This window comes from Natronolimnobius sp. AArcel1, assembly GCF_011043775.1.
GTDB lineage: Archaea > Halobacteriota > Halobacteria > Halobacteriales > Natrialbaceae > Natronolimnobius.
Window position 1 is genome coordinate 704,899 of record NZ_JAAKXY010000002.1, and the last position, 25,483, is coordinate 730,381.

Below are 25,483 nucleotides of genomic sequence, written 5' to 3' on the forward strand. Positions count from 1 at the left end.
CAGTAAAAACGCACGTCAGACAGGGGAGACGGTGACGGACTGACAACCACCGATAATTATACCCCCGCAGTCGTATATCCGCCAGCGAATCGCGAATGTTCGACGAAATTATGGAGAAGTTTGAGGGCTCGCCGAGCCAGCAGGCAGTCATTCGCCTGCTCTTAGAGCGGGGCTTCTCCGTCAACGACGACGGACGGGTCGTATCGGGCGGAATCGAGATTCCGAACACCGGCATCGCACGCGAGATCGACGTCGACCGGCGGGTCGTCGATTCGACGACCGACGCGATTCTCGAGGATCCAGAACTACGCCGGATCTTCCAGAACATCTCGCAGGTGCCGAGTCTGATGGATCTGGCACCGGTGTTGGATCTGACAGTGCTGTCGATTGCGGTCGACGATGCAGAGCGCGAGGGCATCGTCTCGAAGGTGACCGGTACGCTCGCGGACAACGGCGTCTCGATCCGCCAGACGATCAGCGAGGACCCGGAGTTTACCGACGAACCACGACTCTATTTGGTGACTGACCAGGATCTCTCGGGTGACGTTATCACCGCGCTTCGAGACATTGAGTTCGTCCGTAAAATCGAAATTCAATAGTTAGGCCTCCTCGAGTACGGCCATAAGCGCGCTTGTGAGTTCCTCGAATCAGTCCATCGACATACTGTCTGTCGTCACCCAGACGCCGTGATCGCCCCGGATCACGCGAGAGAGATAGCCGTTTTCGAACATCCGAACCGTCGCCTCGTAGTCACCGAGTTGGGTCTTTCTATAGGCTGATTGTGAGTGAAATCCACGGCGCTCGTGTTCTGCGAATCCGACAAGATCTGCTGTTTGATCGAGGTCAGACCGAAGATAGAGCTGTTCGACGTCGTCTTCGGTAAAATACGTCATACTGCGCAGTTCGTCGCCGACTGTGGTCCGACAGACCGACTGCAGTTCGTCAGCGAGTTCGGAGTCAATTGCGTCGCCGTCCATGATGTATGTTATCGTATCGTGTGATAATAATGTGTGGGTCTATCACACCGCCGGGACCGACGGTCTCTTTTCGCGACCCTCCGTAGGGTTGATATGGTCATCGCGTGGGTCGACGCGAGAGGTGTGCGACCGTGAGTCAGACGTTCGAGACGATTGCCGAACCTGCTACCGCAGAGTTCGTTGTCCAAGGCTCGGAGTTTATCGGTCACGCACGCCCCGTTGAGTCCGTCGAGGCTGCCGAAGCGTTCGTCGACCACGTCAGCGAGGAGTACGCCGATGCGACCCACAACGTTCCCGCCTACCGGGTTCGGGCCGATCCCGACGGCGAGTTTCTGCGCGAGTACTCGAGCGACGACGGCGAACCCTCCGGATCGGCAGGGAAGCCGGCACTGAACGTCCTTGAGCAACAGAGTATTGAGAACTGTGCCGTCGTCGTCACGCGCTATTATGGCGGTACGAACCTCGGCGTTGGCGGTCTCGTCCGGGCGTACTCGCAGGCAGTCAAAGATGCGGTCGACGCGGCCGGCGTCGTCGAGGAACGTCCCCACGAGCGAATCCAGGCAACTGTCGAGTACGACGATTCAGGGACCGTTCGCGGGATTCTCGAGAGCGAGGGCTACGAGTTTGACGCTGCCTACGAGGCCGACGTTTCCTTCGACGTCCGCGTGCCGATTGCCGATGCTGAAACGCTCCGTGATCGGCTCCGAAGCGCCACGAGCGGGCGCGTTGACCTCGAGTGATGAGTTACTGTGTTACACCACGCGCACGTCTCGAGAGAGTTGTCCGTCGATCACCGAGAGCACGTTTTTCGGGTTCTCGAGGGAATTCTCATCGAATCGCACGTCGAAAAAGCCACGCTCGAGGACGAGTTCGCCCTCGCGCAGGCGGACGTGATCGACCTCGTCCCACGAGATGAGGGTGGCGCTGTAGGGTCGCTGTTTGACGAGTCCCGCCTCGTAAATTCGAATTTCGGGGTCGACGCCGGTGTCGCTGAGACGAAATCGTCCCTCGATGAGGCCGCTTGTGACCCACAGTGCTGCGAGCGAACCCCAGAGAACCGCACTGAGCCAGTCCCCAGCGGAGGCGTATAGCAAGGCGATCAGTGGCCACAGAACGAGCAGTACCCGGTCGATTACTGGCGAACGTGGCGGCTGCCACCGGGCGGTCGAGATCGGCTCACCGCTCACGGTCGCCGCGACAACACGAGTCTGGGACACACTCGAGAGCCAGTGGCCAGCGATGATGATGACGGTGGCTGATGCGAGCGCGGCAAGCCCGAGGTGACTGCCGATAGTGCCGAAAATCGCAGCGAGCGTGACGGCCATAAACGGTGCTGCGAGGCCGATAACCGATGCCCGACGGTATCGCGTGCGGCCGATCTGAATTGGGAGTGTGGGAAATCGACTCGAGGCGACGCTACCTGCGGCGGCACCGAGTGCGAACCCGGTGAGTGTCACGCCAATAAGAACGAGTCCGGACGCATCCGCTGTGAAGGCTGCTGTCAGCGCGAGTGCTGCGACAACCACGCCCACGTAGCCGGCGACGGCGCGTCGAACTGTCTCGTCCGACAGGTTAGTGGCGTTCTCGAGGGAGGGACCAGACCGAGCACGAGGCATAGGCCCTGTTTCACTGGCCTGCATCAAAACTGTGATGGAGCTGAAATATCGGTGGATGACGTCTCCAGCGTGGGGTTCGCTGACCCGAACGTCTTTCTCATGGTATCTATTCACAGCACGTATGAACGCCATTGCTGCAGCCGATTATCACGATCTCGTCCACGCCGAAGAACCGCAACTGTCGCCGGATGGCGAGCGTGTCGCCTACGTCCGTCGAACAGCTGACGATGACGAATCAGACACTGCAACGATTTTTGCGGTCCCCATTGGCGGCGACAATCCGAGCCAGTTCACCGCCAGTGACGGCGTCGATAGCTCTCCCCGCTGGAGCCCCGACGGCTCGTACCTGGCGTTTGCCAGCACCCGCGGTGATGGGGACCGCCAGCAGCTCTGGGTCTTGCCCACAGACGGCGGTGAAGCCCGGCGCGTGACGAGCGTCGTCGGTGGTATCGGCGACCTCGAGTGGAGTCCGGACGGCTCTCAACTGCTCTTCAGTCAGCAAGTCACCGCTGCAGATCGCGAGGCCGACCGCGACCGAGTGGTCGATCCCGACTACGAGCCCGAGGAATCCGATCCACGGGTGATCGACCGCCCCATCTACCGCGCCGGCACCGAGTATTTCGACGGACGGCGCAGCCACGTCTACGTACTGGACCTCGAGACCGCACTCGAGGGGAGCGCCGACGACGACGCCGTTACCCGGCTCACCCACGGCGACCGCGATCACATCACGCCGACGTGGGGCGACGGCAAAACCGTCTACTACGCGCGCAAAGTCACCGAAGACGACGCTGTCGATCCAGATGATTCGCTTCGCTATGCACTGCTCGAGTACGACCTCGAGGACGGGGACGAACAGGTGTTTACGGAGACGACAGGCTGGCTCGGGTCCGGAGCGATCGATGCGACGGAGGACGGCCGCGTCGCGTTCGCGTTCACGCCCGAGGAGCAAGCGTCGATGCGTCAGACGGAGATTCGAGTCCACAAGCGCGTGGACGGGACGGAGACGACGCTGACGGACTCACTCGATCGGGACGTTGGGTACGGGTGTGGCTTCGAGTGGGCCCCGGACGGCGACCGCCTCTATTTTACGACGCCTGATGAGGGGACGTTCACCCTCTGGTCGGTCGCGGGCGACGGTGGCGACGACCCAACGAAAGTCCACGCCGACGCCACTATCACGGATTTCTCGGTCGGAACCGACGCGGTCGCGTTCGTCCAGAGCGAGTGGGACCATCCCGGCGACGTGTTCGTGACGACCCGCGCCGGTGCAGAAACCCACCGGCTGACCCGGGTCAACGACGAGTATCTTGCAGATCGGGCAGTTCGCCAGCCAGAGGAGATCTGGTTCGAGAGCGATGATGGCACCGAAATTCAGGGCTGGGTGCTCACGCCACCCGCGTTCGATGCCGACGCCTCGCCCGGTGAGACCTACCCGCTGGTGGTCGAAATCCACGGCGGTCCTCACGCTCACTGGACAACCTCGGGGACGATGTGGCACGAGTTCCAAGCCCTCGCAGCAGCGGGCTACGTCGTCTTCTGGTGTAACCCACGGGGGTCGACGGGCTACGGCGAGGACCACGCGATGGCAATCGAGCGTGACTGGGGCGACGTCACGCTCGAGGATGTGCTCGCCGGCGTTGATGTCGTCTGCGAACGAGAGTACGTCGACGACGAGGAGGTGTTCGTCACCGGCGGTAGCTTCGGCGGGTTCATGACGGCCTGGGCGGTTGGCAACACCGACCGCTTTACCGCTGCTGTCTCCCAGCGCGGCGTCTACGATCTGACCAGTTTTTACGGCTCGACGGATGCGTTCAAACTGGTCGAGGGCGACTTCGGAACCACGCCCTGGGAGGAACCCGACTTCCTCTGGGAGCGCTCGCCCGTTTCCCATGTACCCGAGGTCGACACGCCGACGCTTGTGATGCACTCCGATCAGGATTTCCGCACGCCCGCCAACACGGCCGAACTGTTCTATCTCGGCCTCAAGAAACACGGCGTCGACACCCGTATGGTCCGGTATCCTCGAGAAGGCCACGAACTCTCTCGCTCGGGCGAACCCGCTCACGTCGTCGACCGCCTCGAGCGCATCGTCCGCTGGTTCGACGGCTACTCCGAGTACAGCGACACGCCGCCAGCCCTCGAGCGTGGTCGAGACGAGGGGCTTTCAGCAGCGGACAGCGATGGCGGCGATGCGGGTGACGATAGCGACTCGAGCGAGTAGCTGTCCAGTTCCACGTCTCTCCACGTCCCGAGTCATCCACAACGGGGTAACAACTACGGTCTCGAGGCAGCTATTGTTGGTATGGACAAAAACGTCGGCGGCTACGACCGGCCGCTGCGATTTCTCCTCGGCGCGGCGTTGCTTACGTACGGCTATCAGAACCGAGATCGGACGATTGGGACGCTCGCGTTCGTCGCCGGGAGCGACATTTTCGCGACTGCGATCATCCAGCGGTGTCCGTTGAACGCGCTGTTCGGGATCGACACCTGCGGCGAGGAGTAGCAGTAGAGAGTAGCGCGACTTCTGTGTTCCAGAGTGCACTTGAAACTACGGCAAGCAGTACACGGAACGGAGCTGATTGTCCGTCAGTCTGAATTTTGTACATCTAACTGACTTTCTACAGCTTCTAAGCGCTCCCCTAACTCATATATTATAATACATAAACTACTGAATAGTCCGAACGTCATCCCAACTATTGAACCGACAAGCCCGCCAGAAACCACACCAACAAACACCATGGCCAAAATTGGCAGTACAATAAATACTGGTTCTGTCTGAATTCTCATCAATCACATGGTATCAGAACTCAATCATAGTTGTTCTGGTGTCGATTGTTGTTTCCTCTCTTGACCTCGAGTGTCAGACCCTCTGGTGAACACCGAACCCGTATCCCTCCTGTTCAGACGAGAAACCGCCTCGAGTGCCGTTTCGAAACACCGATACCTCCCGCGCAAGACCAGTCGGCTATGGATCCAACCGTAATGCTGCCGCCAAAGCCGGACGAGCGCTGGACGATTGCCAAGCAACTCGGCCTCGAGACGGCCGTCGTCCGCTTTTGGGGGCACGACGGCGAGTGGTGGGACTACGAGACACTCATGCAGACGACGACGCGATTTGCCGACCACGGCTTCTCACTCGATGTCGTCGAGGATCGCCCGCCGATGAACAAGACAGTACTCGGTGAGGAGGGTCGCGACGAGGAGATCGAGACCGTCAAAACGCTCATCGAGAACATGGGCCGACTCGGCATCGACACCTACTGCTGGGTCTGGACCGAGAACCCAGTCGGCGTCATCCGCACCTCCGATTCGATGCCCGGCCGCGGCGGCTCCCAGCGTATCGGCTACGACAACGAGTGGATGGACCGCGCACCCGACCATCCCGCAGCCGACATCACCGAAGAAGAACTCTGGAACAACCTCGAGTACTTCCTCAACGAAGTGATGCCCGTCGCAGAAGAGTACGGCGTTAACCTCGCGCTGCACCCTGACGACCCGCCACGCTCGCCGGTTCGTGGCGTCCCGCGTATCGTCAAATCTGTTGAGGACTACCGCCGGATTCTCGACCTCCACGACAGCCCACGCCACGGCGTGACCTTCTGTCAGGGTAACTTCGCCGCGATGGGTGCGGACATCCCCGAGACGATCCGCGAGTTCGGCGACCGCATCCACTTCATCCACTTCCGCGATGTCGAAGGCGACGCCGACTCGTTCGTTGAAACGTGGCACGACGACGGCCCAACGGACATGCGCGCCGCGATGGACGCCTATCAGGACGCTGGCTTCGACGGCCCGATTCGACCCGACCACGTCCCACGGATGGTCGGCGAGGACGACCGCGAGGACGCCATGTCCGGCTACACCGACATGGGCCGCCTGTTCTCAATTGGGTACATTAAGGGCCTGCTCGAGTAGCGCAGTTCGACCCTGTCACGTGTCGAAAATACTCTAATCGCCTTTTTGCTGTGGCGACTCCAAACTTGCACATATTTGCAAGGTGCGAAGATATATTGAGCGCGGTTGCGTACAGTCAGTTATGACTGGGTTCGATCCCGCTCCAGAATCCGACGCTGCCACACAGCGGTGGCAAACGGGCACGGATACGTTCGGTCGGGTCTACAATGTCGCGCTCGGCGTTACCTCACCTACCGCGTACACCGAGGTCGCCACTCTCGCAGACTGCTCTCCAAACGCTGCCAAGAAGCATCTCGAGCGGTTGGCCGAGATGGGGATCGTTCGCGCAGATAGCGACAGTCGCCCTGCCCAGTACGAACGCAATGACGGCTATCTCGAGTGGCAAGATGCCAGCCGGATTGCCGACGAACTCACGACAGACGAGATCATTGATCGCGTGGCGACGCTGGAAGCGGAACGTGCGGCGTACGAGGACCAGTTTGGAACGACCGACCCGACGACGGTCTCCGTGTTCGACGACGACGACCACGACCACGACGACCACGATCACCACGCCGTCCACGAGCGAATGACGGCGATCTCCGAGTGGCAGGGAATTATTCGTGAGATCCGGCTGTACGAACTCGCTCGACAGCTCGCAGAGAACGACGGGCATTTGCTTCCAGCCTGAATGACGCCGTCCGACTCGGAGTCTCCACCTGACTCGACAGGGCCGCCGGATCGCCAAACGTTGCAATTGCTCGAGCGTCAGCTTGCGTCAGACCCACTTGTTTCGACGACTGCCTTCGACCCAGATTCGTACGAACCACGGCTCCTCAGTGCGTCACTCGAACGGGACCGGTATCCGGAGTCGATACCAGCGGCTCGAGTCGACATCCGGTGGTTCACGACGGCTGATTTTACAGTCCACTATATCGAGGCCCACGACGATGGAAGCCAGTGGGAATGCCGCTGGGATCGCCACCCCAACACGCACAATTCCCGATTGCATTTCCATCAGCCACCAACTGCAACCCAGGTCACTGATCTCGACCTTCCGTCACTCCACCCACTCGAGGTGTACTCGACAGTCCTTACTGCAATCGAACAGCGCCTCGAGACAGTCTGGTCCGACTGAAACGCGTACGAACAGACAACAGTCACGTCTCAGACGAGAGTGTGCAGATCGGACGAAGGTTGAGGGGAACGAGAAAGAATTCAGGTCGTCCGGAACGCTCGGTCGCCAGCGTCGCCCAGCCCCGGCACGATGAAGCCGTCGTCGTCGAGTCGGTCGTCAATCGAGACCGTCAGCAGGTCGACGTCGCTGAACTCGCTGTCGACGCGAAGCAGGCCCTCGGGTGCCGAGACCGCCGAGAGGACGATCATGTTCTCCGGATCGGGCGAGTTCTCGATGACGTGCTCGAGGACGGTACACATCGTTGAGCCGGTCGCGAGCATCGGATCGGCGATGATGACGGTGTCGTCTTCGGTGATCTCGGGCAGTTTCACGTAGTCGACAGTGATCGGGAACGAGCCATCCTCTTCGCGGCCGGCTTCTTCGTTGCGGCTCGCGCTGATGACACCCTGGCGGGCGCGTGGGAACGCCTTCAACAGTCCTTCGACGAACGGCGTCGCCGCGCGCAAGACATTGATGATTACGACGTCGTCGAGTCCGCGGACCTGCTCGCCCATCGTGGGCTCGAGTGGGGTGTCGATCTCGACGTATTCGGTTTCCATGCGGCCGTCGATGATTTCGTAGCCACAGATGCGCCCGAGTTTGACGAGGCCCTTGCGGAAGCTCACCTGCTCGGTCTCGACATCGCGAAGCTGCGAGAGCGTGTGTTTTGCGAGCGCGTGCGTGACCAGATACGCGTCATCCCGGTCTTCGATGGTCATACATCTATTCGCACGCGCCGGGACTTTTACGGTATCGATCACCACTGGGTGATGTGTGATGGGTTCGTTCCACACGATTTGGTGCTATTGCAGTGCGTTGGCTGGCTTTGTGTGTGAATTTCAGGCGTGATGGACACGGCAGTCGCACTCCGGCGAAGAGGTTTATAACAGTCCGAACCATACCACAGCCACGTCGAATGGAAGAGAGTATCTCGGGATTCAAGGTCCGCGGTGACTGGGGTGACGTCGTCGAACACGGCGAACGTATCACACATGCCCTTCGGGACGCTGGGACCCACGATGAGGCCGCTCTCGAGGATGCGTCCCTCGTTGACGCCTACGAGGAGTGGGACGAATGGCGACCGAAGGCACACGAAACCCTCGAGAGCGATGTCAGCGAGAAGACGTCAGAGCAAGCCAGCGTCGAGGAAGGAAAAGGCGAAAAAGCTGGCAAGAACCCGGACGAGGACATCAAGACAGCTGGTGAGAAGCTTTCAGAGTCGTACGAACAACTCGAGGGGGACGACCCGAATGCGGCTATGGATAACTGGAAAGAGTCAATCGATTACGTCGCGCGCGCGGCCGACTCGGCCAGTCGCAAGGCGCTCCGGCGCGTCGAGGACACGGTGTATCAGAACGTGATGACCCAACTCGCACCCTACTATTTCGATAACGAGTTGGTCAGTGCGAATATCCAGCAATCGGCTCGCGGGTTCGACAACGGCGAGCAGTTTGTCTTCGAGGTCAACGTCAACGACGACGAACTGAAAGACCACGTCTCCGATCGACTCAGCGAGTACGACGACGAGATCGATCGCTGGCACGTTGCCGTCGAGAAGGACACTGACGCAGCCGAAGCAATCGAAGGCGCGGAGCCGCCGCCAGAGCCCGACGAAGAGTCGCAGTCGACGACGAACTAAGATGGATTATTCCGCTGTTCCCTGCTGTTGACCCGCTGCGGCGCCGATACCAGGCACGGCGACGCGTTGTTCAATGCGGTCCATCAGCGAGGTTGCCGAGAGGACGAACCCACTATCCACCAGTGCGAGACGCGTGTCTATCGGCAGATACTCGACCGTCGAGGAGGCGATTCGACTCGAGTCGCCGTCAGTTGCCAACATCGACGCCCTCGAGCGCTGTTCTGACAACCACAGGTCGGCACACACTTGTAGGGTCCAGTAGTAACTGCCGTGTAGATGGTCGATCCCGCGACGATTGCAACGTTTCTCGTAGCCGCGCTCGCCAGCCTCTTTATGGCCTGGGCAATCGGCGCTGGCTCGAGTGGCTCGACTCCGTTTGCACCGGCTGTCGGGGCGAATGCGATTTCGGTGATGCGAGCCGGTTTTCTTGTCGGACTCCTCGGGTTTGCGGGGGCAGTGTTACAGGGTGCGAACGTCTCCGAGGCGGTCGGAAACGACCTGATCGGTGGCGTCGTGCTGTCGGCACCGGCGGCGACGATTGCACTCGTCATCGCGGCGGCACTGGTTGCGATTGGGGTGTTCGCGGGCTACCCGATCGCAACGGCGTTTACAGTCACCGGTGCAGTGATCGGCGTTGGCCTCGCAATGGGTGGTGATCCAGCGTGGCCGAAGTACATCGAAATCGCCACGTTATGGATTCTGACGCCGTTTGTCGGCGGCGGACTCGCCTACGCAATTGCCCGACTGTTACGAACGGAACCAATTTCCGAAGAGGCGCTGATCATGATTCTCGCTGCCTTCGTCGGTGTGCTCATCGCAAACATCGAGTTTGCCATCCTGGGCTCCGCCGATGCCGGGGGCGCGTCGATTGCCCAGGCAATCAGCGAGCCCCTCCCGATTCCCGAACTCGCCGGCATCGTCGCCGTCACCGCAGTGATGGCCGCTGCCTGGGCCGGGGCGATTGGCCTCGACCTTCGCGTCGGTACTGAACGCGGCGAGCGACATTTTCTGTTGATTCTCGGCGCACTGGTCGCGTTCTCCGCCGGCGGGAGCCAGGTCGGACTGGCGATTGGGCCGCTGATCCCGCTCTCCGGTGACCTCGAGATTCCACTGCTCGCACTGTTGTTTGGTGGCGGATTCGGACTCCTCCTTGGTTCGTGGACCGGCGCGCCACGGATGATCAAGGCAATCTCGCAGGACTACTCCTCGCTCGGACCGCGCCGCTCTATCGCCGCGCTCATTCCGTCGTTTCTCATCGCCCAGACGGCCGTTCTTTACGGCATTCCCGTCTCCTTTAACGAGATTATCGTCAGTTCGATCATCGGCAGCGGCTATGCGGCGGCCGGTGCCGGTGGCGGCGTCAGCGCCCGCAAAATGGGCTACACCGTCCTCGCGTGGATCGGCTCGCTCGCCGGCTCGATCATCATCTCGTTCGTCGGGTTCTACGGACTCGATATGCTCTTGTTGTAGCAGGATTTACACTCAACGCCTCACTCGAGCGATGATTGAACGTACACGTGTGTGGGCGTGAACGTGGGCATGAACATGGTCCCAGACCGAACGGGCTTTACCGACTGGGCAGTCAGGTTCTCCTATGGACGCGGATTCGCCCGTCGACCCGGACGACCCCGGAACGGTCCAGTGGCGACGTGATGCCACGACCTCGAGAACGATTCGATTGTTGTGGTCACTCGGCGTCGGTACCCTCTTCGCTGCGGTGTTGATCATCGCCGTCTGGCGAGTGTACGACATCGCCGGCCAGGCTAGCCAGTTCATACAGACAGTGATCCTTGCAGCCGTCGCCGCGACGATCGTTACTATTCTTGCGGTCGCCCTCAGCAGCAACTCGGCTCGTCAACTCGAGCGATTGCTTGCGCCACTCCCGATCCCAATGCCGTCTCGCACCGGGCTTGGTCGGGTGATGGATGCCGCACTCGGGACTGTGGTTATGAGCGTATTCATTACGACACTAATGGTTCTGGGGCGCATCGCCGCCCAGCCGGAACTGCTCGGCGAGGGCGGTGAGAGTCCCTTTACCGGCATCGCTGCGGCGACGATTCCGCTCGCAGTAGTCGGGCTTGCGCTGGCGTCATTTTTACACTCTGTTGGTGCTTTCGATCGCAAAGACAAGACGATCTATCTCTACGATCCCGATCAGGCGATCGATCTTTCCAACATCAACGCTGTCTCGGCTCGGACGATCGGTGACGCCACTATACTCACGCTCGAGTACGCCCAACCCGACGGCCAGTACATTGCCGGCCCCCGGCGGATTGTCGTCCCGCCCGAGGTTGCCGACGACGTTCACTCGACAGTCGGCGTGCGCCGACAGTGATTGACGGAGAAAATTGACCAGCGCATTCGTAACCGACTCCCGTCTCGATTCCGCTCGTTGTAGTCGGCCGTTCGTGACTACCGACGCGTCTGATCCGCAGTATCGTCACTTTCCGAATCAGTGTCGTCCGCCTCAGCCGTGAGATCGTCCTCGAGTTTTCGCAATCTGGCCATCATGATTCGCGTGTTTTCGACATCTTCGACGCTGATCCGGACGCCGTCGTAGGTGATCTCTTCACCCTCTTCGACGAGGCGGCCAGCACGATTGAAGATGAAGCCGGCGAGCGTTTCGAACTCCTCGCCTTCTGGAAGGTCGATCTCCATGGCCTCGTTGACGTCTTCGATGTTGACCTCGCCGCGGACGAGGACGGTGCGGTCGTCGATTTCCTCGATGGGCTGTTCCTCGCCGCCCTCGAGGATCTCGCCGATGATCTCTTCGACCATGTCCTCCATCGTCACGAGTCCCTCCGTGGTGCCGAATTCGTCGATAACGATGGCCATGTGCATCCGGTTTTCGCGCATCTCCGTCAGGAGTTCGTCGACGTTTTTCGATTCGGGGACGTGCAGCGTCGGCTGGATGAGATCTGCGAGGTCGAGGTCTTCGGCTTCGGTTTCGCCGTAGTTGAGATCACGGACGAGATCGCGGATATGGACGACGCCCTGCACGTTGTCGAGGCTGCCCTCGTAGACCGGAATGCGGGCGTGGCCGCTCTGGATACAGGTCTCGATGGCCTCGTCGATACTCGCGTCTTTTGGCACCGCGGTCATGTCGAGTCGCGGCGTCATGACCTCCTTGACGATGGTGTTGTTGAACCGAAAGATGCGGGTCAGCATCTCGTGTTCTTCTTCCTCGAGGACGCCCTCTCGCTCCCCGGATTCGATCATCTCCTGAATTTCGTCGCGGGTGACGTAGGGTGACTCAATCGCCCCCGAGGACCCGATGAGCCGATTTACCTGCCTGGTAAGATAATCAAAGAGCACGATCAGCGGGTAGAGCAGGTACTCTGTCGCTTTCAGCGGCTTTGCAATCCGACGGGACCACGAATCGGTGTTTTCGACCGCGTAGGATTTTGGGACGCTTTCACCGAACAGGAGGACAACGGCAGTGATACCAAAGGTTGCCAGCACGACGGCCGTCAGCCCGCCGAAGTAGAGGCCAAGCAGGGCGGTTGCAATCGAGGACATCGCAATATTGACGATGTTATTCCCAACCAAAATCGTCACAAGCAGTCGGTGTGGGTCGTCTTTGAGTTCCTTGACGAGGGTGGCATCTTTGAGTCCCTCCTCGACCATCCCCTCGAGTCGGTGTTTCGGGAGGTTGAACATCGCAATTTCTGACGAGGAGAAGAAGCCAGACAGCAAGATGAGAACGGTAACTGCGACTACGCCGAGGATCGTGATCGTCGAATCCTCGAGTTCGAGCCCGACTACTGATAGCTCGGGAGCAGCAAGCACGGCCTCGAACAGCAGAGATAACGCCATTGATGGAGACGATTGGGCCCGTATCGGTTAACCGTTTTCCATTTCAGGGTAAATCACCGCTGACGACACGTTTACCCGGGTCGTTATCGAACGAACGTCTATGGGAGATGCCGAGACTTCGATCACGTTCTATCGGCTGCAAGGGTGTCCGTACTGTGAGCGAGTTGCCCGCCTGCTCGGCGAGTTGGACCTCGCCTCTCAGTCGCGTTTCGTCGAGCCGTTGCACTCGAAACGCAACGCCGTCAAGCGCGTCGCTGGCGTACGAACGGTGCCGGTAATCGTCGACGAGAACACCGGCGTCACGATGGCCGAAAGCGGAAACATCGTCGACTATCTCGAGGCGACCTACGGCGGCGATTCGGACGCCGACTCCGAGGCGGCAGCCGCCGGAGGTGACGACTAATGCCGGAATTCGACGTCGTCGACCTCGAGCCGGCGTCTCACCCCGAACCCGGCGAGGACGCACCTGCGTTCACCCGACCGCTCGTGACCGACGAGTTCTGGGAGGACCGCTCGCTGTCGTCGGTAGTCACCGAGTCTGAGCGGACAATTCTCGTCTTCACGCCGATGATCGGCTCGTTTCTCGCGACCTACATTTGGGATGAACTGCGCGAGCGGGGCTGGAGCGGCGCTGACGGAACTCAACTCGTCGGCGTCTCGGCTGCGAACCCCTACACCGTCACACGATTTCTCGAGGACAATGACCTCGAGGTGCGGCTCTTCGCGGACCCGGCGAACGACGTGGCACGCGCCTACGGCGTCGAACACGATGTCGACGGCATGGCGGGAATTAGCGAGCCGCGACCCGCGATCATCGCGCTCGATTCGGACGGCACCGTCGAGCACGCCTGGGCCGCAGAGGAGTGGCCGGAGTTTCCCGACTACGACGCACTCGAGTCTGAACTGAATCTCGATCTCGAGTAGGGAGAACCGTCAGTCGGTTCGAGACCGCAGCTAACGCACTGACTCGAGGACGGTATTCTTTTGCCGATTCCGCCGCGAGTGACAGGTATGAACGCGAACGACGCCAGTGACGACCGCGCGATTGCGCGCGCAGCGGATGCACTCGACGATGGCGACCTCGTTGTCTACCCGACCGAAACCGTCTACGGCCTCGCCGCGAACGCACTCGAGTCGGCGGCCGTCGAACGGGTCTTCGAGGTGAAAGGTCGGGACTGGGACAAACCGGTCTCGCTCGCCGTCCCGACGTTCGAGACGGCGCTCGAGGCGGGCTATATCGAGGCAACTGAGCGCGAGCGGGCCTTCGCCGACCGGTTTCTTCCGGGTCCAGTCACGCTCCTCTGTGAACGGACAACTGTCGTCCCCGATGTGCTGACCGCCGGCCGAGAGCGAGTCGGGATTCGCGTGCCGGACTGCGAGCCAGCACTTGCTCTGCTCGAGGCCGCAGACTGTCCGATCACGTCGACGAGCGCCAACGTCAGCGGCCAGCCAAGTGCACGGACGGTCGACGAAATCGACGAGCGAGTCCGGGACGAGGCGGTCGTCCTCGACGGCGGTGAAACGCCGGGTACTGAGAGTACGGTTGTCGACCTCTCGAGCGAGACGATTCACCGTCGCGGCGCGCTCGCTGACGAAATTGAGACGTGGCTCGAGGGTGAAGACGGCGAAGGACGGTAAAAGGAGCGGCGGACGGCGTTATTCGAGAACGTACTGGTCAGCAACGACGCGTTCAGATCGGTGACGGTCGTACCAGCGCGAGAGGTCGTTCGCGAACAGCGTTGTGGTGGTTCGAACGCGCTGGGAGGCCGGCGAGCGAAAGAGTGCGATCAGTGACCACATCGTGCCCGAGGCGATGGCTCCGGCCGCAGAGAGGGTCATCCCAAGCGTGAAGAACGTAAACCCATAGACGAATCCAATCCCCATTGACGGCAGACTCGTTCCTAACGGCACGTTCGCACTCGCGTTGCGAAGCGTCGGGGCGAGAAAGACAATCGAGAGGCCACTTCCGAACATGAAGACGAGGTCTTGCCACATCATCAAAACCACTTACTCGATCACGAGTTAATAACTCTCTCGGTGTTGAAATCGGTTTGGAGGCCGTATACTCACTGATTACGACCACTTTCAAATCCGACGCGTTGCAGACGATGCAACAGGATAATAGTCAGAAAAAGACCACTACTGCTCGGTCGAACTCGCACTGAACGGGCCGTCGTGCCCACGGTCGTCCCGCTCAGTCGCTTATTCGTTCTCGAGGAGGCCGCTTTGCTCGAGGACGCGGCGGCCGGACTGGATGAGTTGGTGCTGGTGTCGTCGGCCGGTCTGGTTGTGGAGGTCGCCATCGCGTTTGACGATCTCTCCGTCGACCAGCACGGTGTCGATGTTCTCGACGCCGGACTGGAAGACAATCGTCTCGACTGGGTTGTGAGACGGCACCGTGTTGATGTCGTCCGTTCGAATCATGGCGATATCCGCACGCTTTCCGGGCGTTAGCGAGCCGACCTCGTCCGCGAGGCCGAGCGCGCGGGCACCCTCAATCGTCGCGAACTCGAGGGCGTCGTGAGCGGTCAGCGAGAGTTCCATGACCTGTTCGCCGGCTTCGACGGTCGGCTGGTTGTCGAGTGCGCGCTGGGTCTGGAGCGCCGTGCGGGTCTGGGTGAACATGTCGCCGCTGACGTTCGAGACGATGTCGACGCCAATCGACGGGATTGCGCCGCCCTCGAGCGTCTCTCGGAGCGGGGGCATGCCCATCCCCATCTGCATCTCGACTTCGGGCGTGATCGAGACGGAGCCACCGGAGTCGCCGATCAGTTCGAACTCCTCGTCAGTGAGGCGGTTGCCGTGGACGTAGTTCAGATCGTCGCCCAAGAGATCGAGTTCCGCGAGCGTCTCGACGCCGCCGGGACCGAGCGAGCCGATGTGCATCGAGGCGGGGATATCGAGTTCGCGCGCGAGTTCGATATCGTGAGTGACGACCTCGTCGCTCGAGTAGTCGGGGCCACGAATCCCCATCGCGAGCGTGAGCAGGTCGTCGTCATCGGCGTCGGCGAATCGCTCGTCGTGCACGCGGCGGATATCGTCTGGGTGCGGTTCCGTGCTCTCGTCCCACCACGTCTCGTTGTCGTCGCCTGGCGTCCCGTGGGCGAAGACGGCACGGATGCCCGCGTCCTCAAGCGCGTCGATTGCCCGGTTCGTGTGGCCGGGCGAGTTGGCGACGTGGAACCAGTCCATCACGGTCGTTGTCCCCGCGTTCAACTGCTCGAGTGCGCCAAAGAGATTGCCCAGGTAGACGTCGTTGGGCGTGTAGTGGCTGCTGATCTCGCCGAGCATCGTCTCGAGGTACTCCATGAACGACCAGTCGCCGGCGACGCCGCGGACGCCAGCCTGCCAGGTGTGGTGGTGGGAGTTGACGAAGCCGGGGAAGACGATGGAGTCGCTCGCGTCGATGGTCTCCGCGCCTGGTGCGTCGATATCGTGACCGATCTCCTCGATTCGGCCATTGTCGACCAACAGGCTCGCGTTCTCGAGAATGCCGTACTCCTCGTCGACGGTGACGATTGTGCCGTTTTCGATCAGCTGGCGTCCGTGCTCGAGTCCGTTTCCGTGGCCCGATCCCTGTCCACGACCGCGTCCGCGCCCGGGATTGCCCTCGTTGGCGCTGCCAATGCCGGCAAAGGAAAGCGCCGCCAGTGCGCCGCCGCTGAGTCCGAGGTAGTTCCGCCGCGAGACGCTCGAGTCGGTTTCGGTGTCAGGTTCGTTCATCATCCAATTGTACCGCCTGAGTGGAGTTGGAATTTCGTTCGGTATATTCCAACTCGTCGCTGGCGCGTGACAGATGCCTCGAGTGGCCGGATTCTGCGTGGTCTGCCGACCAAAACGATTATTGGAAAACACAATAAAGTTACATATACTGACGATGACCGCTTACGCTGCCCTTTCGTCCCCCGTTCGATTCGCACTCGAGGCGGCTGCCCTCGCTATCCTCACCGCCGTATTGCTGGTCGGCGGCACGCAGTCCGGACTCGTCGTGCCGACGATGACGTGGGTAACGCCAGTCCTCATACTCGCGGGCTGTGGCTTGGGAGTACTGTTCTGGTGGTCTTCGACCGACAGCGACCAGGGATTCGTCCACCCTCGGCTGTCCGGACGCACCCTCGTGGCAGGACTGCTCGCCATCCTTGCCGGCGGCGCGCTGTGGATCACATTCGTCCCGTCCGCGTACGGCGCTGATCTGGTCTACGGCGTGCTGGCGCTGGCCTGGACGGCGTTTGTCTGCTCGAGTATTGAGTACTGATTCTGTCAAACCAGTACTCAGTAACGGTTTTCAGAGAAATATATGATGGATTGAATGTAATAGGATCGTATGAGAGAACAAGGGACTGACTGGATGGTGGTATTGATGCCTACGTTTGCATTGGCTGTGTTAGCTTATGGAGTCCTCTCTGGGAGCCTGCTTCTTGCTGTTATTGTGATTCTCTTAGCGTGGATACTCAAGGTGTTATCTCAGATCGAGTCATCAATTTCCAACGAGCAGTAAGCGAGCAACGTCGTTCGAAAGACGTTTTACGTCTTTCGTGACTGAGCGAATCTCTGATTCGCGATGTCCGCGAAACCGTTTGGTTTCGCGTGATGACGAGACGCCGGAGGCGTCTCGAACCACAAGCGAACCCGACGAGAAAACGGTACGTGGGCTGGATCAGTGGCCACTCGCATCGATCAGTCGCCAGCCGTCAGTTGCAGCGCCTGCACAACTGGATCGCCCGTCTCGCTCGAGACGAACGTCGTCGCGAGCCAGGATTCGGCCTGCGTCAGGCGGTACTGCAACGTCGAGGTCGGAATTGCCTCTGCTTCGGCGATTTCCTGAATCGAGTGACGCCGCGGCGAGTCGTAGTAGCCGTACTCGACGGCCAACTCGAGGGCGTCGCGCTGTTTGTAGGGCAACTCCGCCTGCGTTGCGTGCTCGTCGGGCCACTCGCTCGCGCCGTTGACGCGCTCGAACTCGAGGCTGAGTCCCTCGCGGAGGTTCCCCTTGAGTTCGTCATAGATCGGTCGCACGGCCGCGTCGTCTTCGGCGAGAATCCGCCACTTGTACTCGTGGCCGTGCTGTTCGGCGCGACAGAGAACGCCATCCTCGAGATGCGTGGCAGCGAGATACGGTACTGATCGGCAGCCATCGCCTTCGGATTGGCGAGAGTAAATGAGTCGGCGCGTCGGGCGTTCGGCGAGGGTTTCGTACGTCCAGTCGATTGGACAGCCACCCATCCCGCGCACGCTCGAGCAGCGAGTGAGATTCGCCAGTCGGTCGTCGTAGACAGCAAGCGCCTCGCGTGGCCCCGTGACCTCGTCGAGTCGCCACATCGTCTCCGACGTGGCGTGACAGGAGACGGTTCGCGCGTAGAGCCCCGGATGGTCGATGAAGGTGTCCATCAGGTGGTCCGCGCCCCGCTCGTAGGTGATGGTAAAGGCGAATTCGCGCATACAAACCCCAACGCGGTACGGCGGTATCAACGTCACGTTGGCATATACCAACTGCCAGCCTCGCTGCGCTCCTGCGTTGTCGCGCTCGCGTTAGTTTGCCGCGAGCACGTCGTCTGCGATCAGTTCCTCGCGCGCCTCGCTCATCGAGGTGACAACGACGTCACAGTGGGGTTCGACGGCCGGTTTCGGCTCGAAGCCGATTGCGAGACCGGCAACCTCGAGCATCGGGAGATCGTTCGCGCCGTCACCGATGGCGACGCAGTCCTCGAGGGACGCGTCGACGTCGCTTGCGAGGTTCTCGAGGGCGGTGTCTTTGGTGCCCTCGATGAGCGAGCCCGTTACGTCGCCGGTCAGTTCGTCCTCTGCCTCGTTCATCGGCAGTCGGTTCGAGACGATGTGATCGACCGAGACGCCCTCGCGCTCGAGTGCGGTTGCGACGCCGCGTTCGAAGCCGCCGGTCAGAATCGCGGTCGTGACGCCGGCCTCGTTCAGTTCGGCGATCAGGTCCGCTGCACCCTCGCGGAGTTCGACCTTCTCGAAGGCGGCCTGGGCGTCCTCGGCTGGGAGGCCCTCGAGCAGGGCGGCGCGCTTGCGCAGGCTCTCGGCGTAGTCGATTTCGTCGTTCATCGAGGCCTCGGTAATTTCGGCCATGTCGTCGGCGACGCCACAGCGTTCGCCGAGCAGGACGGTCATCTCGGAGTCAGAAAGCGTTCCATCGAAGTCGAAGGCGACGACTGTCATCGACCGGTGATTGTGCGGCCCCCAATAAACCAGTTCAGGTTTTGTGTGGCAGTGTTGCCCCTGCGCGGACTGGACAATGCCCATCGAAGCATCGGGCGTCGACACTGCTTTCGGACGTTCTCACACAGCGGACAGTCACGAGCAGTTATGCATCCGTTCGTGGTGGGCCAGTGTATGACAGACTCGAGGACGACCCTGACACGTCGCGGTGCCGTGGCGGCGACGGCGGCCGGTCTTGCGGGCCTCGCTGGCTGTGCGAGCAGCAGTGACGACCAGGAGAGCCCATCGACCGAGACGAACAGTAGCGAAACGGACACCAACGACTCGGACGACAGCGAGTCAGGCGTGCAGAGCGAAGACGACATACCGGAGATTTCCGGCCCCGAGACGCCGCCGGAGTGGGATCACGCCGAGTTCCGCGCGTGGCTGCTTGATGACGATTCTGGAACCGGCAGCCGGCGCTTCGATTACACTGAGACGATTCCGGATGGATTCGGTGACGACCTCCCGTCGTTTTTCGACGTCTCCGCAGCGACCGTCGACAGCCACCTCTCCCAATCGTCAACGCAGGTCTTCTTCGGCGCGTTCGACGTCGATGCGATGATCGAGGACGCGGCGGCCGCCGATGGCTTCACTGTCACCGACGAGTACCGCGGCTACGGCATCCTCGAGCCAACGAGCGACGGCCCATCGGCTGCAGTCGGGTCGAACGCCATCGTCATCGGCACCGACTACGAACAGCGCGTCGACGCTCGCTACGGCGAGGAAGCACGGCTCGAGGAGGCCGACGAAACGGTCGCCCAACTCTTTGCGGAACTGCCCCACGAGAATACGATTAGCGGCCAGTACGGCAGTCCAACGGGCATCGACATCGCCGCCGAAGAGATCATCCTCTGGGGCGTCTCGAGTCCAGAGCCGATGGCCGACTCGATGACTTGGGTCGCCATTTTCGAGGACGACGTTGAGGTCACCGATGACATGGTTTCGGCGTTTGAAGACATCTCGAGTGACGTGTCCGAGTCCGAACTCGACGGGCAGGTCGTTCGCGTGACGGGCGCACCGCCGGATCTCTCGGAGTGAGTTGCAGTTGGTCGCACTGGGGTGCTCGTAGAAACTATCTCCGCTCGTGACGAGTTCGGCAAAAAAGACTCCGTAATCGGGCTCAGTTCGCGGTCCCGACTCAGTCCTGGCCGTTCAGCGTGATGTAGTCGACGCCGATGATGCGGTCGTCGTCGTTGAGTTCTGCTTTTGCGCCGTCTGGGACCAATCCGTCGACGTTGTAGACGGTCAGTGCCTCTCCACCGATGGTCTCGCGGGCGTTGAACATCCCTGCGATGTTGACGTCGTGTTTGCCCATGACGCTCCCGATGAGACCGATAACGCCCGGCTCGTCCGTGTTGCGCGTGACGACCATCTTCCCGTGCGGGATCGCATCGACGCGGTAGCCATCGACGCGGACGATTCGTGGGTCGTCGCCCGCAAAGAGTGTTCCTTCGACAGTGACGGCGTCGTCGTCGTTGCTCACCGTGACCGAGATGAGGCTCTGGAAGTCCTCTGCCTGACGGGTCTTCGATTCGGTCACGTCGACGCCGCGGTCTTCTGCAATCTGCGGGGCGTTGACGGCGTTGACCTGCCACTCGAGCGGTTCGAAGACGCCCTTGAGCGCCGAGGCGGTGACGAATTCGATGTCCTCGTCGACGATGTCACCTTCATAGGTGACTTCGACGTCTTCGATGCGGCCCTCGAGTAGTTGGGCAGCGACCTTGCCAGCGGTATCTGCGATTTCGATGTAGGGTTCGACACGTGGGAACGCGCTCTCGTCAATCGACGGCGCGTTGAGTGCGTTCGCGACGGGTTCCTCGAGGAGTGCGGCGTTGACCTGTTCGGCCGTCGAGGTCGCGACGTTCTCCTGGGCGGCTTCGGTCGATGCGCCGAGGTGAGGTGTGACGATTACGTCGTCTTGGCCGATCAGCGGGGAGTCCTCAGCGAGTGGTTCCTCCGCGAAAACGTCCAGTGCAGCGCCGGCGACGGTGCCGTCCTCGACTTTCGCCGCGAGCGCGTCTTCTTGGATGATGCCACCGCGGCCGACGTTGACGATGTAGCCGCCCTCGAGCAGGTCGAGTTCGTCTGCGCCGATCAGGCCCTCGGTTTCGGGAGTCAGTGGCGTGTGAATCGTCAGGAAGTCAGCGGCGTCGAGACAGTCCTCGAACTCGACGAGTTCCGCGCCGAGGCGGTCGGCGCGCTCCTCGCTGATGTAGGGATCGTAGGCGACGATATCCATGCCCAGCGCGTCGAGTTTCTTGGCGACCTCCTGGCCGACCCGGCCGAGGCCGACGACGCCAAGCGTCTTGCCGTTGAGTTCTGCGCCGAGATACTCGCTTTTGGCCCACTCGCCGTCTTTCAGGCGGATGTGTGCCTGCGGGATCGATCGGGCGGTCGCGAACGTCATCGCAACCGTGTGTTCGGCGGCCGCGCGAACGTTACCCTCGGGTGCGTTCGCGACGATCACGCCCTCGTCGGTCGCCGCGTCGATATCGATGTTGTCGACGCCGATACCCGCTCGGCCGACGATCACCAGTTCCTCGGCCGCTGCGAGCACCTCTTCGGTGACTTCGGTTCCCGAACGGACGATCAGTCCGTGCGCGTCCGAAACCGCCTCGAGGAGTGCGTCGCCCTCGAGTTCATAGCCCGTTTCGACTTCGTGGCCGGCGTCTCTGAGTACGTCAAGACCCGCATCCGCGATTGGGTCTGTGACCAGCACCTTCATGCGCGAGTCAATCAGGTCGAGTAGGTAAACCCTTCCGTTGTGTCCCTGCCTGGCAAAAACTACACACGTTTGGAGTAATTGAGACGAATCCGAGTTACAATTTCGATTAGTGATTCGGTAGCGCTCATGCTCGCGGCTCGCGCTTGATTCAGTTTCTCCTCATTCACTCGCTCGAGGCAATGAAATCGTCACGCGCCCGCCGTGGTCGGCACAGGCAGTATACTCGAGGCTCCCACCGTAATCCTCGAGGATGAGTTCGACGAGCCAGAGGCCAAGTCCACTGCCGTGGTCGACCTGCGTGACTGGCCGCTCGTTGAACACGCCTGTCTGTTCCGTCTCGGGAATTCCCGGGCCGTTGTCGACGACGTGGACGGTGACAGGTCCCGAGTCATCGACTTCGAGTTTGACGATCGGTTCGGGGGCATCTGTGTGCTCGAGTGCGTTCTCGAGAACCTCGCGAAAGACCGTCTCGAGGCGGTCATCAGCAGCAACCTGCGTGTCGACGGCGTCGGGAAGGATGAGCTGGCTCTGTGGGTGCGCAGCTTGGAGGTCCTCGGCAACGGCAGCGAGGGCGGGCCAGAGCGCGACCGGCCGCGTGGTGGCTTCGTTTTGCAGTGTCGCATCAGCAAGCTCCTTCGCGCGTTCGTTGAGTTCGGCTAACTCCTCGACGGTCGCGACGATATGGGCTGCGTACTCGAGGTGTTCGCCCTCGAGTTCGCGCTCGAGGGTTTCGGCGAAGCCGCCGATTACAGTGAGATCATTGCGGAGATTGTGCCGAAGGATACGGTGGAGAACCTGCAGGTGTTGCTCGCGGTTCTTGAGCCCGGTAATGTCGCGTCCCTCCGGGAGCAGCCAGCGGATGTCGCCGTGGTGGTCCGTCACTGGCCGAATCGAAAAGTCGATAATTGCGGTCCGATCGTTGCCCTGCACGCGGATTTCATCGCGAATCGAGCCACCGTTTGCGGCTCGTTTGACGCCCTCCTGAACGATTTGTTGCGCTCGCTCGTTCGACTGGAACCACACCGCCTCCCACAGTGGCGTGCCGACAATTTCGTCGCGCTCGAGGCCGGCAAACGACAGCGCCGTTTCGTTGGCCTCGATCAGCGTGCCATCTGGCTCGAGGAGGCTGGTGAACTGGTAGGTGTTGTTGAAAACGGCCTCGAAGCGCCGTTCACGGAGTTTCTGTTCAGAAATGTCTCGAAAGAGCCCGGTAAACAGTCGTTTGTCCGCTGTATCTGGGTGTTCTCTGAGACTGACCAGCACGGGAACCTCGTGGCCGTCTTTGTGTAGTGCGGGGAGTTCGATCCCATCCCAGTTGATGTGTTTGTTTCCCGTTCGAAGGTACTTCTCGAGGCCGGCAGCGTGGGCTGGCCGGAGCCGCTTTGGGATCAGGCTGAGTTTCGAACTGCCAATCAACTCTTCGGGTGCGTAGCCAAGCAGTTCTTCGATCGCCGGGTTCGCAAAGACAATTGTGCTGTTTTCGTCGATCGTCAGCACGCCCTCGGAGGTGTTTGCGACAAGCCGTCGAAAGAACCCGTCGTTGTCGTGGGGCTCGAGCGGGGAGGCGACCTCGTCGCCAGCGAGTTCGTCGGCAGTGTCTCCGTCGCCGTCTCCCGACTCCGACGGTCGCCCCGGCTCGTCATCTGACACAAACGAAGACAGACACCGTTTCTGTATAGAAGTTCCGACTTTCCGTCGACAATTAAATAAAAGTTGATTGTCATTCGTGCAATTTCTTCTCAGATATCCAATTATGTGGCCACGTTGAGTTGTCGACGATTGCTGCGTCAACACTGCGGCAAAAGACCTATCGCTCCGACGGACAACCACACAGGTATGGACGACGCCGTTGCAGTCGATTTCGGCGAGGACGGACTCGTTCCCGCCGTTGCACAGGACGCCCAGACGGGTGACATCCTTATGCTCGCGTACGTCTCACCGGAGGCCTTAGAACGGACCCGCGACACCGGGCGCGCTCACTACTACTCCCGAAGCCGTGACGAACTCTGGGAGAAAGGCGCAACCAGCGGCCATACACAGGCCGTCGAGGAGATTCGAGTCGACTGTGACGCCGACACGCTGCTGTACGTCGTCGAGCAGGAGGCCGGCGCCTGCCACACGGGCCATCGGTCCTGTTTCTACCGAACGCTCGAGGGCGAGAACGTCGGCGAGCAAGTGTTCGACCCTGATGCCGTCTACGACGACGAATGAGTCACTCTGCCCACTCGAGCGCCGCTGACGATCACTCGCAATCGCCACTCGAGGCACTCGAGGCCGCCCGCGATCGCTTTGATCAGGCCCAACAGCGCATCGACGCGCAGGGTGAAGAAACCGTCGAGCAGGCGGCTACTGCCTACCGCAACGCAACGACACTGCTCGAGCGGTACGTCGACCGAGCGACCGGCACCGGCCGGGAGAACTTCAAGGCCTACGTCGAACTCGAGGGGCAGTTCGCCACACTCGTCGAGAACCTGCCTGACGACCTCCGCCAGCGCGAGGCCTTCGAGGACGCCCTCGACGCGATCGACAAGCGCCGACTCAGCGAATCCGACTTCGAGACGGCCCACGCAAAACTCGAGCCAGCAGAACGCTACGACGACTTACTCACCGAACGTGAAGACGCACGCGAGGAACTCGAGAACGCCCGGACTGCGGCTGGAGCGCGACTCCGTGAGATCGACGACGAACTCGCAGACCACGAACGCCTGCTCGAGCTCGCGAACGCGGACCTCGATGCGCCAGTTGAACGCCTGCGTGAGCCACTCGAGGCGTACAACGACGCCATCCGCGAAGCCGTCGAAACCTACCGACTCGAGGCGTCCGCCCGCGAGGTGTTCGCACTGCTCGAGCGCAGTCGGTGGTACCCATTCATCAATTACGAACAGCCGCCCGAAGACCTTCGAACGTACGTCACCGACGACCCAGCAGGCGAGTACACGATTCCCGAGTTGCTCGAGTACGCTGAGTACTCCCGGTCGAAACTGGATCACTACGTCGACGATGCGGACCTCCTGAAACGCCGTGTGGCGACCCAGCGAACGTATCTCGATAATATTGATGCTGAGGCGCTGCTGCTCGAGTGGCCGCCGGGGCCGGCGGGTGAACTCCGACAGCGCGTCCGCGAGTATCGCCCGTTCGTCGAGCGAATCGCTGGCGAAGAAGGGGTTGTTGCACTCCGAAACGTCCGCGCGCTCATCGACGACCCAGATATTGATTACGACCGCCTCCAGACGGCCGCCCAGGCAGTTGCCCAACTCACACCCGAAGAGCGCAAGCGACTGGCCAGTGGGCAAATTGCGGACGAACTCGAGGCGCTGCGCGAGGAACGTGCCCAACTCGAGGCCGCGCTCGAAGTAGACGACCCGGTCTGAGCGACCGTTTCGAGTGCTAGTCTCACGCACGGTTAGCGGTTTT

28 protein-coding genes are annotated in these 25,483 nt (G+C 61.0%); 17 read left to right on the top strand and 11 right to left on the bottom strand.

Annotated features, from left to right (window positions below):
• Positions 1 to 95 precede the first annotated feature (95 nt).
• Entirely contained in the window at positions 96 to 599 is a 504-nt protein-coding gene (locus G6M89_RS07600) for an amino acid-binding protein (RefSeq protein WP_165161185.1), read from the top strand.
• Positions 600 to 647: 48 nt separating this feature from the next.
• Here the strand turns inward: G6M89_RS07600 and G6M89_RS07605 are convergent, their stop codons facing one another.
• Complete coding sequence (locus tag G6M89_RS07605) at positions 648 to 977, bottom strand: hypothetical protein (RefSeq protein WP_165161186.1); 330 nt, start codon at positions 975 to 977, stop codon at positions 648 to 650.
• A gap of 131 nt (positions 978 to 1,108) precedes the next feature.
• Between G6M89_RS07605 and G6M89_RS07610 the strand changes: the two genes are divergently transcribed.
• Positions 1,109 to 1,717, top strand: coding sequence for a YigZ family protein (locus tag G6M89_RS07610; protein ID WP_165161187.1), 609 nt, complete (start codon positions 1,109 to 1,111; stop codon positions 1,715 to 1,717).
• A 12-nt stretch (positions 1,718 to 1,729) separates the two neighbouring features.
• On the opposite strand, the gene G6M89_RS07615 is transcribed toward G6M89_RS07610, so the two are convergent.
• Positions 1,730 to 2,593 carry a hypothetical protein gene (locus tag G6M89_RS07615; protein ID WP_165161188.1) on the bottom strand — a complete coding sequence of 288 codons (864 nt, stop codon included), beginning with the start codon at positions 2,591 to 2,593 and terminating at the stop codon, positions 1,730 to 1,732.
• A 121-nt stretch (positions 2,594 to 2,714) separates the two neighbouring features.
• Here G6M89_RS07615 and G6M89_RS07620 point away from each other — a divergent pair, with 121 nt between their 5' ends.
• The 5 genes from G6M89_RS07620 (at position 2,715) to G6M89_RS07640 (ending at position 7,628) form a co-directional block, all read left to right on the top strand.
• The gene (locus tag G6M89_RS07620; protein ID WP_165161189.1) at positions 2,715 to 4,817 is read left to right on the top strand and encodes a S9 family peptidase; all 2,103 of its coding nucleotides are present in this window, start codon (positions 2,715 to 2,717) and stop codon (positions 4,815 to 4,817) included.
• 81 nt (positions 4,818 to 4,898) lie between these two features.
• Positions 4,899 to 5,099, top strand: coding sequence for a DUF2892 domain-containing protein (locus tag G6M89_RS07625; protein WP_165161190.1), 201 nt, complete (start codon positions 4,899 to 4,901; stop codon positions 5,097 to 5,099).
• A gap of 464 nt (positions 5,100 to 5,563) precedes the next feature.
• Positions 5,564 to 6,511: a mannonate dehydratase gene (locus G6M89_RS07630; protein WP_206335461.1), complete on the top strand. Its 948-nt coding sequence runs from the start codon at positions 5,564 to 5,566 to the stop codon at positions 6,509 to 6,511.
• A 121-nt stretch (positions 6,512 to 6,632) separates the two neighbouring features.
• Entirely contained in the window at positions 6,633 to 7,181 is a 549-nt protein-coding gene (locus G6M89_RS07635; RefSeq protein WP_165161191.1) for a helix-turn-helix transcriptional regulator, read from the top strand.
• Entirely contained in the window at positions 7,182 to 7,628 is a 447-nt protein-coding gene (locus G6M89_RS07640; protein WP_165161192.1) for a hypothetical protein, read from the top strand.
• Positions 7,629 to 7,708: 80 nt separating this feature from the next.
• On the opposite strand, the gene upp is transcribed toward G6M89_RS07640, so the two are convergent.
• Positions 7,709 to 8,386 carry a uracil phosphoribosyltransferase gene (upp, locus tag G6M89_RS07645; protein ID WP_165161193.1) on the bottom strand — a complete coding sequence of 226 codons (678 nt, stop codon included), beginning with the start codon at positions 8,384 to 8,386 and terminating at the stop codon, positions 7,709 to 7,711.
• A gap of 197 nt (positions 8,387 to 8,583) precedes the next feature.
• Between upp and G6M89_RS07650 the strand changes: the two genes are divergently transcribed.
• Entirely contained in the window at positions 8,584 to 9,306 is a 723-nt protein-coding gene (locus G6M89_RS07650) for a DUF5828 family protein (protein ID WP_165161194.1), read from the top strand.
• 6 nt (positions 9,307 to 9,312) lie between these two features.
• Here G6M89_RS07650 and G6M89_RS07655 read toward each other — a convergent pair whose 3' ends face one another.
• Positions 9,313 to 9,507, bottom strand: coding sequence for a hypothetical protein (locus G6M89_RS07655; RefSeq protein WP_241175236.1), 195 nt, complete (start codon positions 9,505 to 9,507; stop codon positions 9,313 to 9,315).
• Positions 9,508 to 9,582: 75 nt separating this feature from the next.
• Here G6M89_RS07655 and G6M89_RS07660 point away from each other — a divergent pair, with 75 nt between their 5' ends.
• Together G6M89_RS07660 and G6M89_RS07665 are read left to right on the top strand one after the other, a co-directional pair.
• The gene (locus G6M89_RS07660; protein WP_165161195.1) at positions 9,583 to 10,776 is read left to right on the top strand and encodes an inorganic phosphate transporter; all 1,194 of its coding nucleotides are present in this window, start codon (positions 9,583 to 9,585) and stop codon (positions 10,774 to 10,776) included.
• A 124-nt stretch (positions 10,777 to 10,900) separates the two neighbouring features.
• Positions 10,901 to 11,641: a hypothetical protein gene (locus tag G6M89_RS07665; RefSeq protein WP_165161196.1), complete on the top strand. Its 741-nt coding sequence runs from the start codon at positions 10,901 to 10,903 to the stop codon at positions 11,639 to 11,641.
• A 77-nt stretch (positions 11,642 to 11,718) separates the two neighbouring features.
• Here G6M89_RS07665 and G6M89_RS07670 read toward each other — a convergent pair whose 3' ends face one another.
• Complete coding sequence (locus G6M89_RS07670) at positions 11,719 to 13,122, bottom strand: hemolysin family protein (RefSeq protein ID WP_165161197.1); 1,404 nt, start codon at positions 13,120 to 13,122, stop codon at positions 11,719 to 11,721.
• Between the two features lie 100 nt (positions 13,123 to 13,222).
• Here G6M89_RS07670 and G6M89_RS07675 point away from each other — a divergent pair, with 100 nt between their 5' ends.
• The 3 genes from G6M89_RS07675 to G6M89_RS07685 all read left to right on the top strand — a co-directional run bounded on the left by G6M89_RS07675 (position 13,223) and on the right by G6M89_RS07685 (position 14,760).
• Positions 13,223 to 13,525, top strand: a complete 303-nt coding sequence (locus G6M89_RS07675) for a glutathione S-transferase N-terminal domain-containing protein (protein WP_165161198.1) — start codon at positions 13,223 to 13,225, stop codon at positions 13,523 to 13,525.
• Positions 13,525 to 14,046 carry a redoxin domain-containing protein gene (locus G6M89_RS07680; RefSeq protein WP_165161199.1) on the top strand — a complete coding sequence of 174 codons (522 nt, stop codon included), beginning with the start codon at positions 13,525 to 13,527 and terminating at the stop codon, positions 14,044 to 14,046. Before G6M89_RS07675 ends, G6M89_RS07680 begins: the two co-directional genes overlap by 1 nt.
• A gap of 87 nt (positions 14,047 to 14,133) precedes the next feature.
• A complete protein-coding gene (locus tag G6M89_RS07685; RefSeq protein ID WP_165161200.1) occupies positions 14,134 to 14,760 on the top strand; it encodes an L-threonylcarbamoyladenylate synthase in 627 nt (208 codons plus the stop codon).
• An 18-nt stretch (positions 14,761 to 14,778) separates the two neighbouring features.
• On the opposite strand, the gene G6M89_RS07690 is transcribed toward G6M89_RS07685, so the two are convergent.
• Positions 14,779 to 15,120, bottom strand: a complete 342-nt coding sequence (locus tag G6M89_RS07690; RefSeq protein WP_165161201.1) for a hypothetical protein — start codon at positions 15,118 to 15,120, stop codon at positions 14,779 to 14,781.
• Positions 15,121 to 15,324: 204 nt separating this feature from the next.
• Entirely contained in the window at positions 15,325 to 16,845 is a 1,521-nt protein-coding gene (locus tag G6M89_RS07695; RefSeq protein WP_165161202.1) for an amidohydrolase family protein, read from the bottom strand.
• Between the two features lie 154 nt (positions 16,846 to 16,999).
• Between G6M89_RS07695 and G6M89_RS07700 the strand changes: the two genes are divergently transcribed.
• The gene (locus G6M89_RS07700; RefSeq protein ID WP_165161203.1) at positions 17,000 to 17,377 is read left to right on the top strand and encodes a hypothetical protein; all 378 of its coding nucleotides are present in this window, start codon (positions 17,000 to 17,002) and stop codon (positions 17,375 to 17,377) included.
• A 422-nt stretch (positions 17,378 to 17,799) separates the two neighbouring features.
• Here G6M89_RS07700 and G6M89_RS07705 read toward each other — a convergent pair whose 3' ends face one another.
• Together G6M89_RS07705 and serB are read right to left on the bottom strand one after the other, a co-directional pair.
• On the bottom strand, positions 17,800 to 18,561 hold the full coding sequence (locus tag G6M89_RS07705) for a helix-turn-helix domain-containing protein (RefSeq protein WP_165161204.1): 762 nt from the start codon (positions 18,559 to 18,561) through the stop codon (positions 17,800 to 17,802).
• A 90-nt stretch (positions 18,562 to 18,651) separates the two neighbouring features.
• Complete coding sequence (gene serB / locus G6M89_RS07710; RefSeq protein ID WP_165161205.1) at positions 18,652 to 19,302, bottom strand: phosphoserine phosphatase SerB; 651 nt, start codon at positions 19,300 to 19,302, stop codon at positions 18,652 to 18,654.
• A gap of 174 nt (positions 19,303 to 19,476) precedes the next feature.
• Between serB and G6M89_RS07715 the strand changes: the two genes are divergently transcribed.
• Entirely contained in the window at positions 19,477 to 20,382 is a 906-nt protein-coding gene (locus G6M89_RS07715) for a hypothetical protein (RefSeq protein WP_165161206.1), read from the top strand.
• Between the two features lie 100 nt (positions 20,383 to 20,482).
• On the opposite strand, the gene serA is transcribed toward G6M89_RS07715, so the two are convergent.
• Together serA and G6M89_RS07725 are read right to left on the bottom strand one after the other, a co-directional pair.
• A complete protein-coding gene (gene serA, locus G6M89_RS07720) occupies positions 20,483 to 22,069 on the bottom strand; it encodes a phosphoglycerate dehydrogenase (RefSeq protein WP_165161207.1) in 1,587 nt (528 codons plus the stop codon).
• A gap of 159 nt (positions 22,070 to 22,228) precedes the next feature.
• Complete coding sequence (locus G6M89_RS07725; RefSeq protein WP_165161208.1) at positions 22,229 to 23,719, bottom strand: PAS domain S-box protein; 1,491 nt, start codon at positions 23,717 to 23,719, stop codon at positions 22,229 to 22,231.
• Positions 23,720 to 23,905: 186 nt separating this feature from the next.
• Here G6M89_RS07725 and hisI point away from each other — a divergent pair, with 186 nt between their 5' ends.
• Together hisI and G6M89_RS07735 are read left to right on the top strand one after the other, a co-directional pair.
• A complete protein-coding gene (hisI, locus tag G6M89_RS07730) occupies positions 23,906 to 24,280 on the top strand; it encodes a phosphoribosyl-AMP cyclohydrolase (protein ID WP_165161209.1) in 375 nt (124 codons plus the stop codon).
• Complete coding sequence (locus G6M89_RS07735) at positions 24,277 to 25,440, top strand: hypothetical protein (RefSeq protein ID WP_165161210.1); 1,164 nt, start codon at positions 24,277 to 24,279, stop codon at positions 25,438 to 25,440. The genes hisI and G6M89_RS07735 overlap by 4 nt, the downstream gene beginning before the upstream one ends.
• The last annotated feature ends 43 nt before the right edge of the window (positions 25,441 to 25,483 follow it).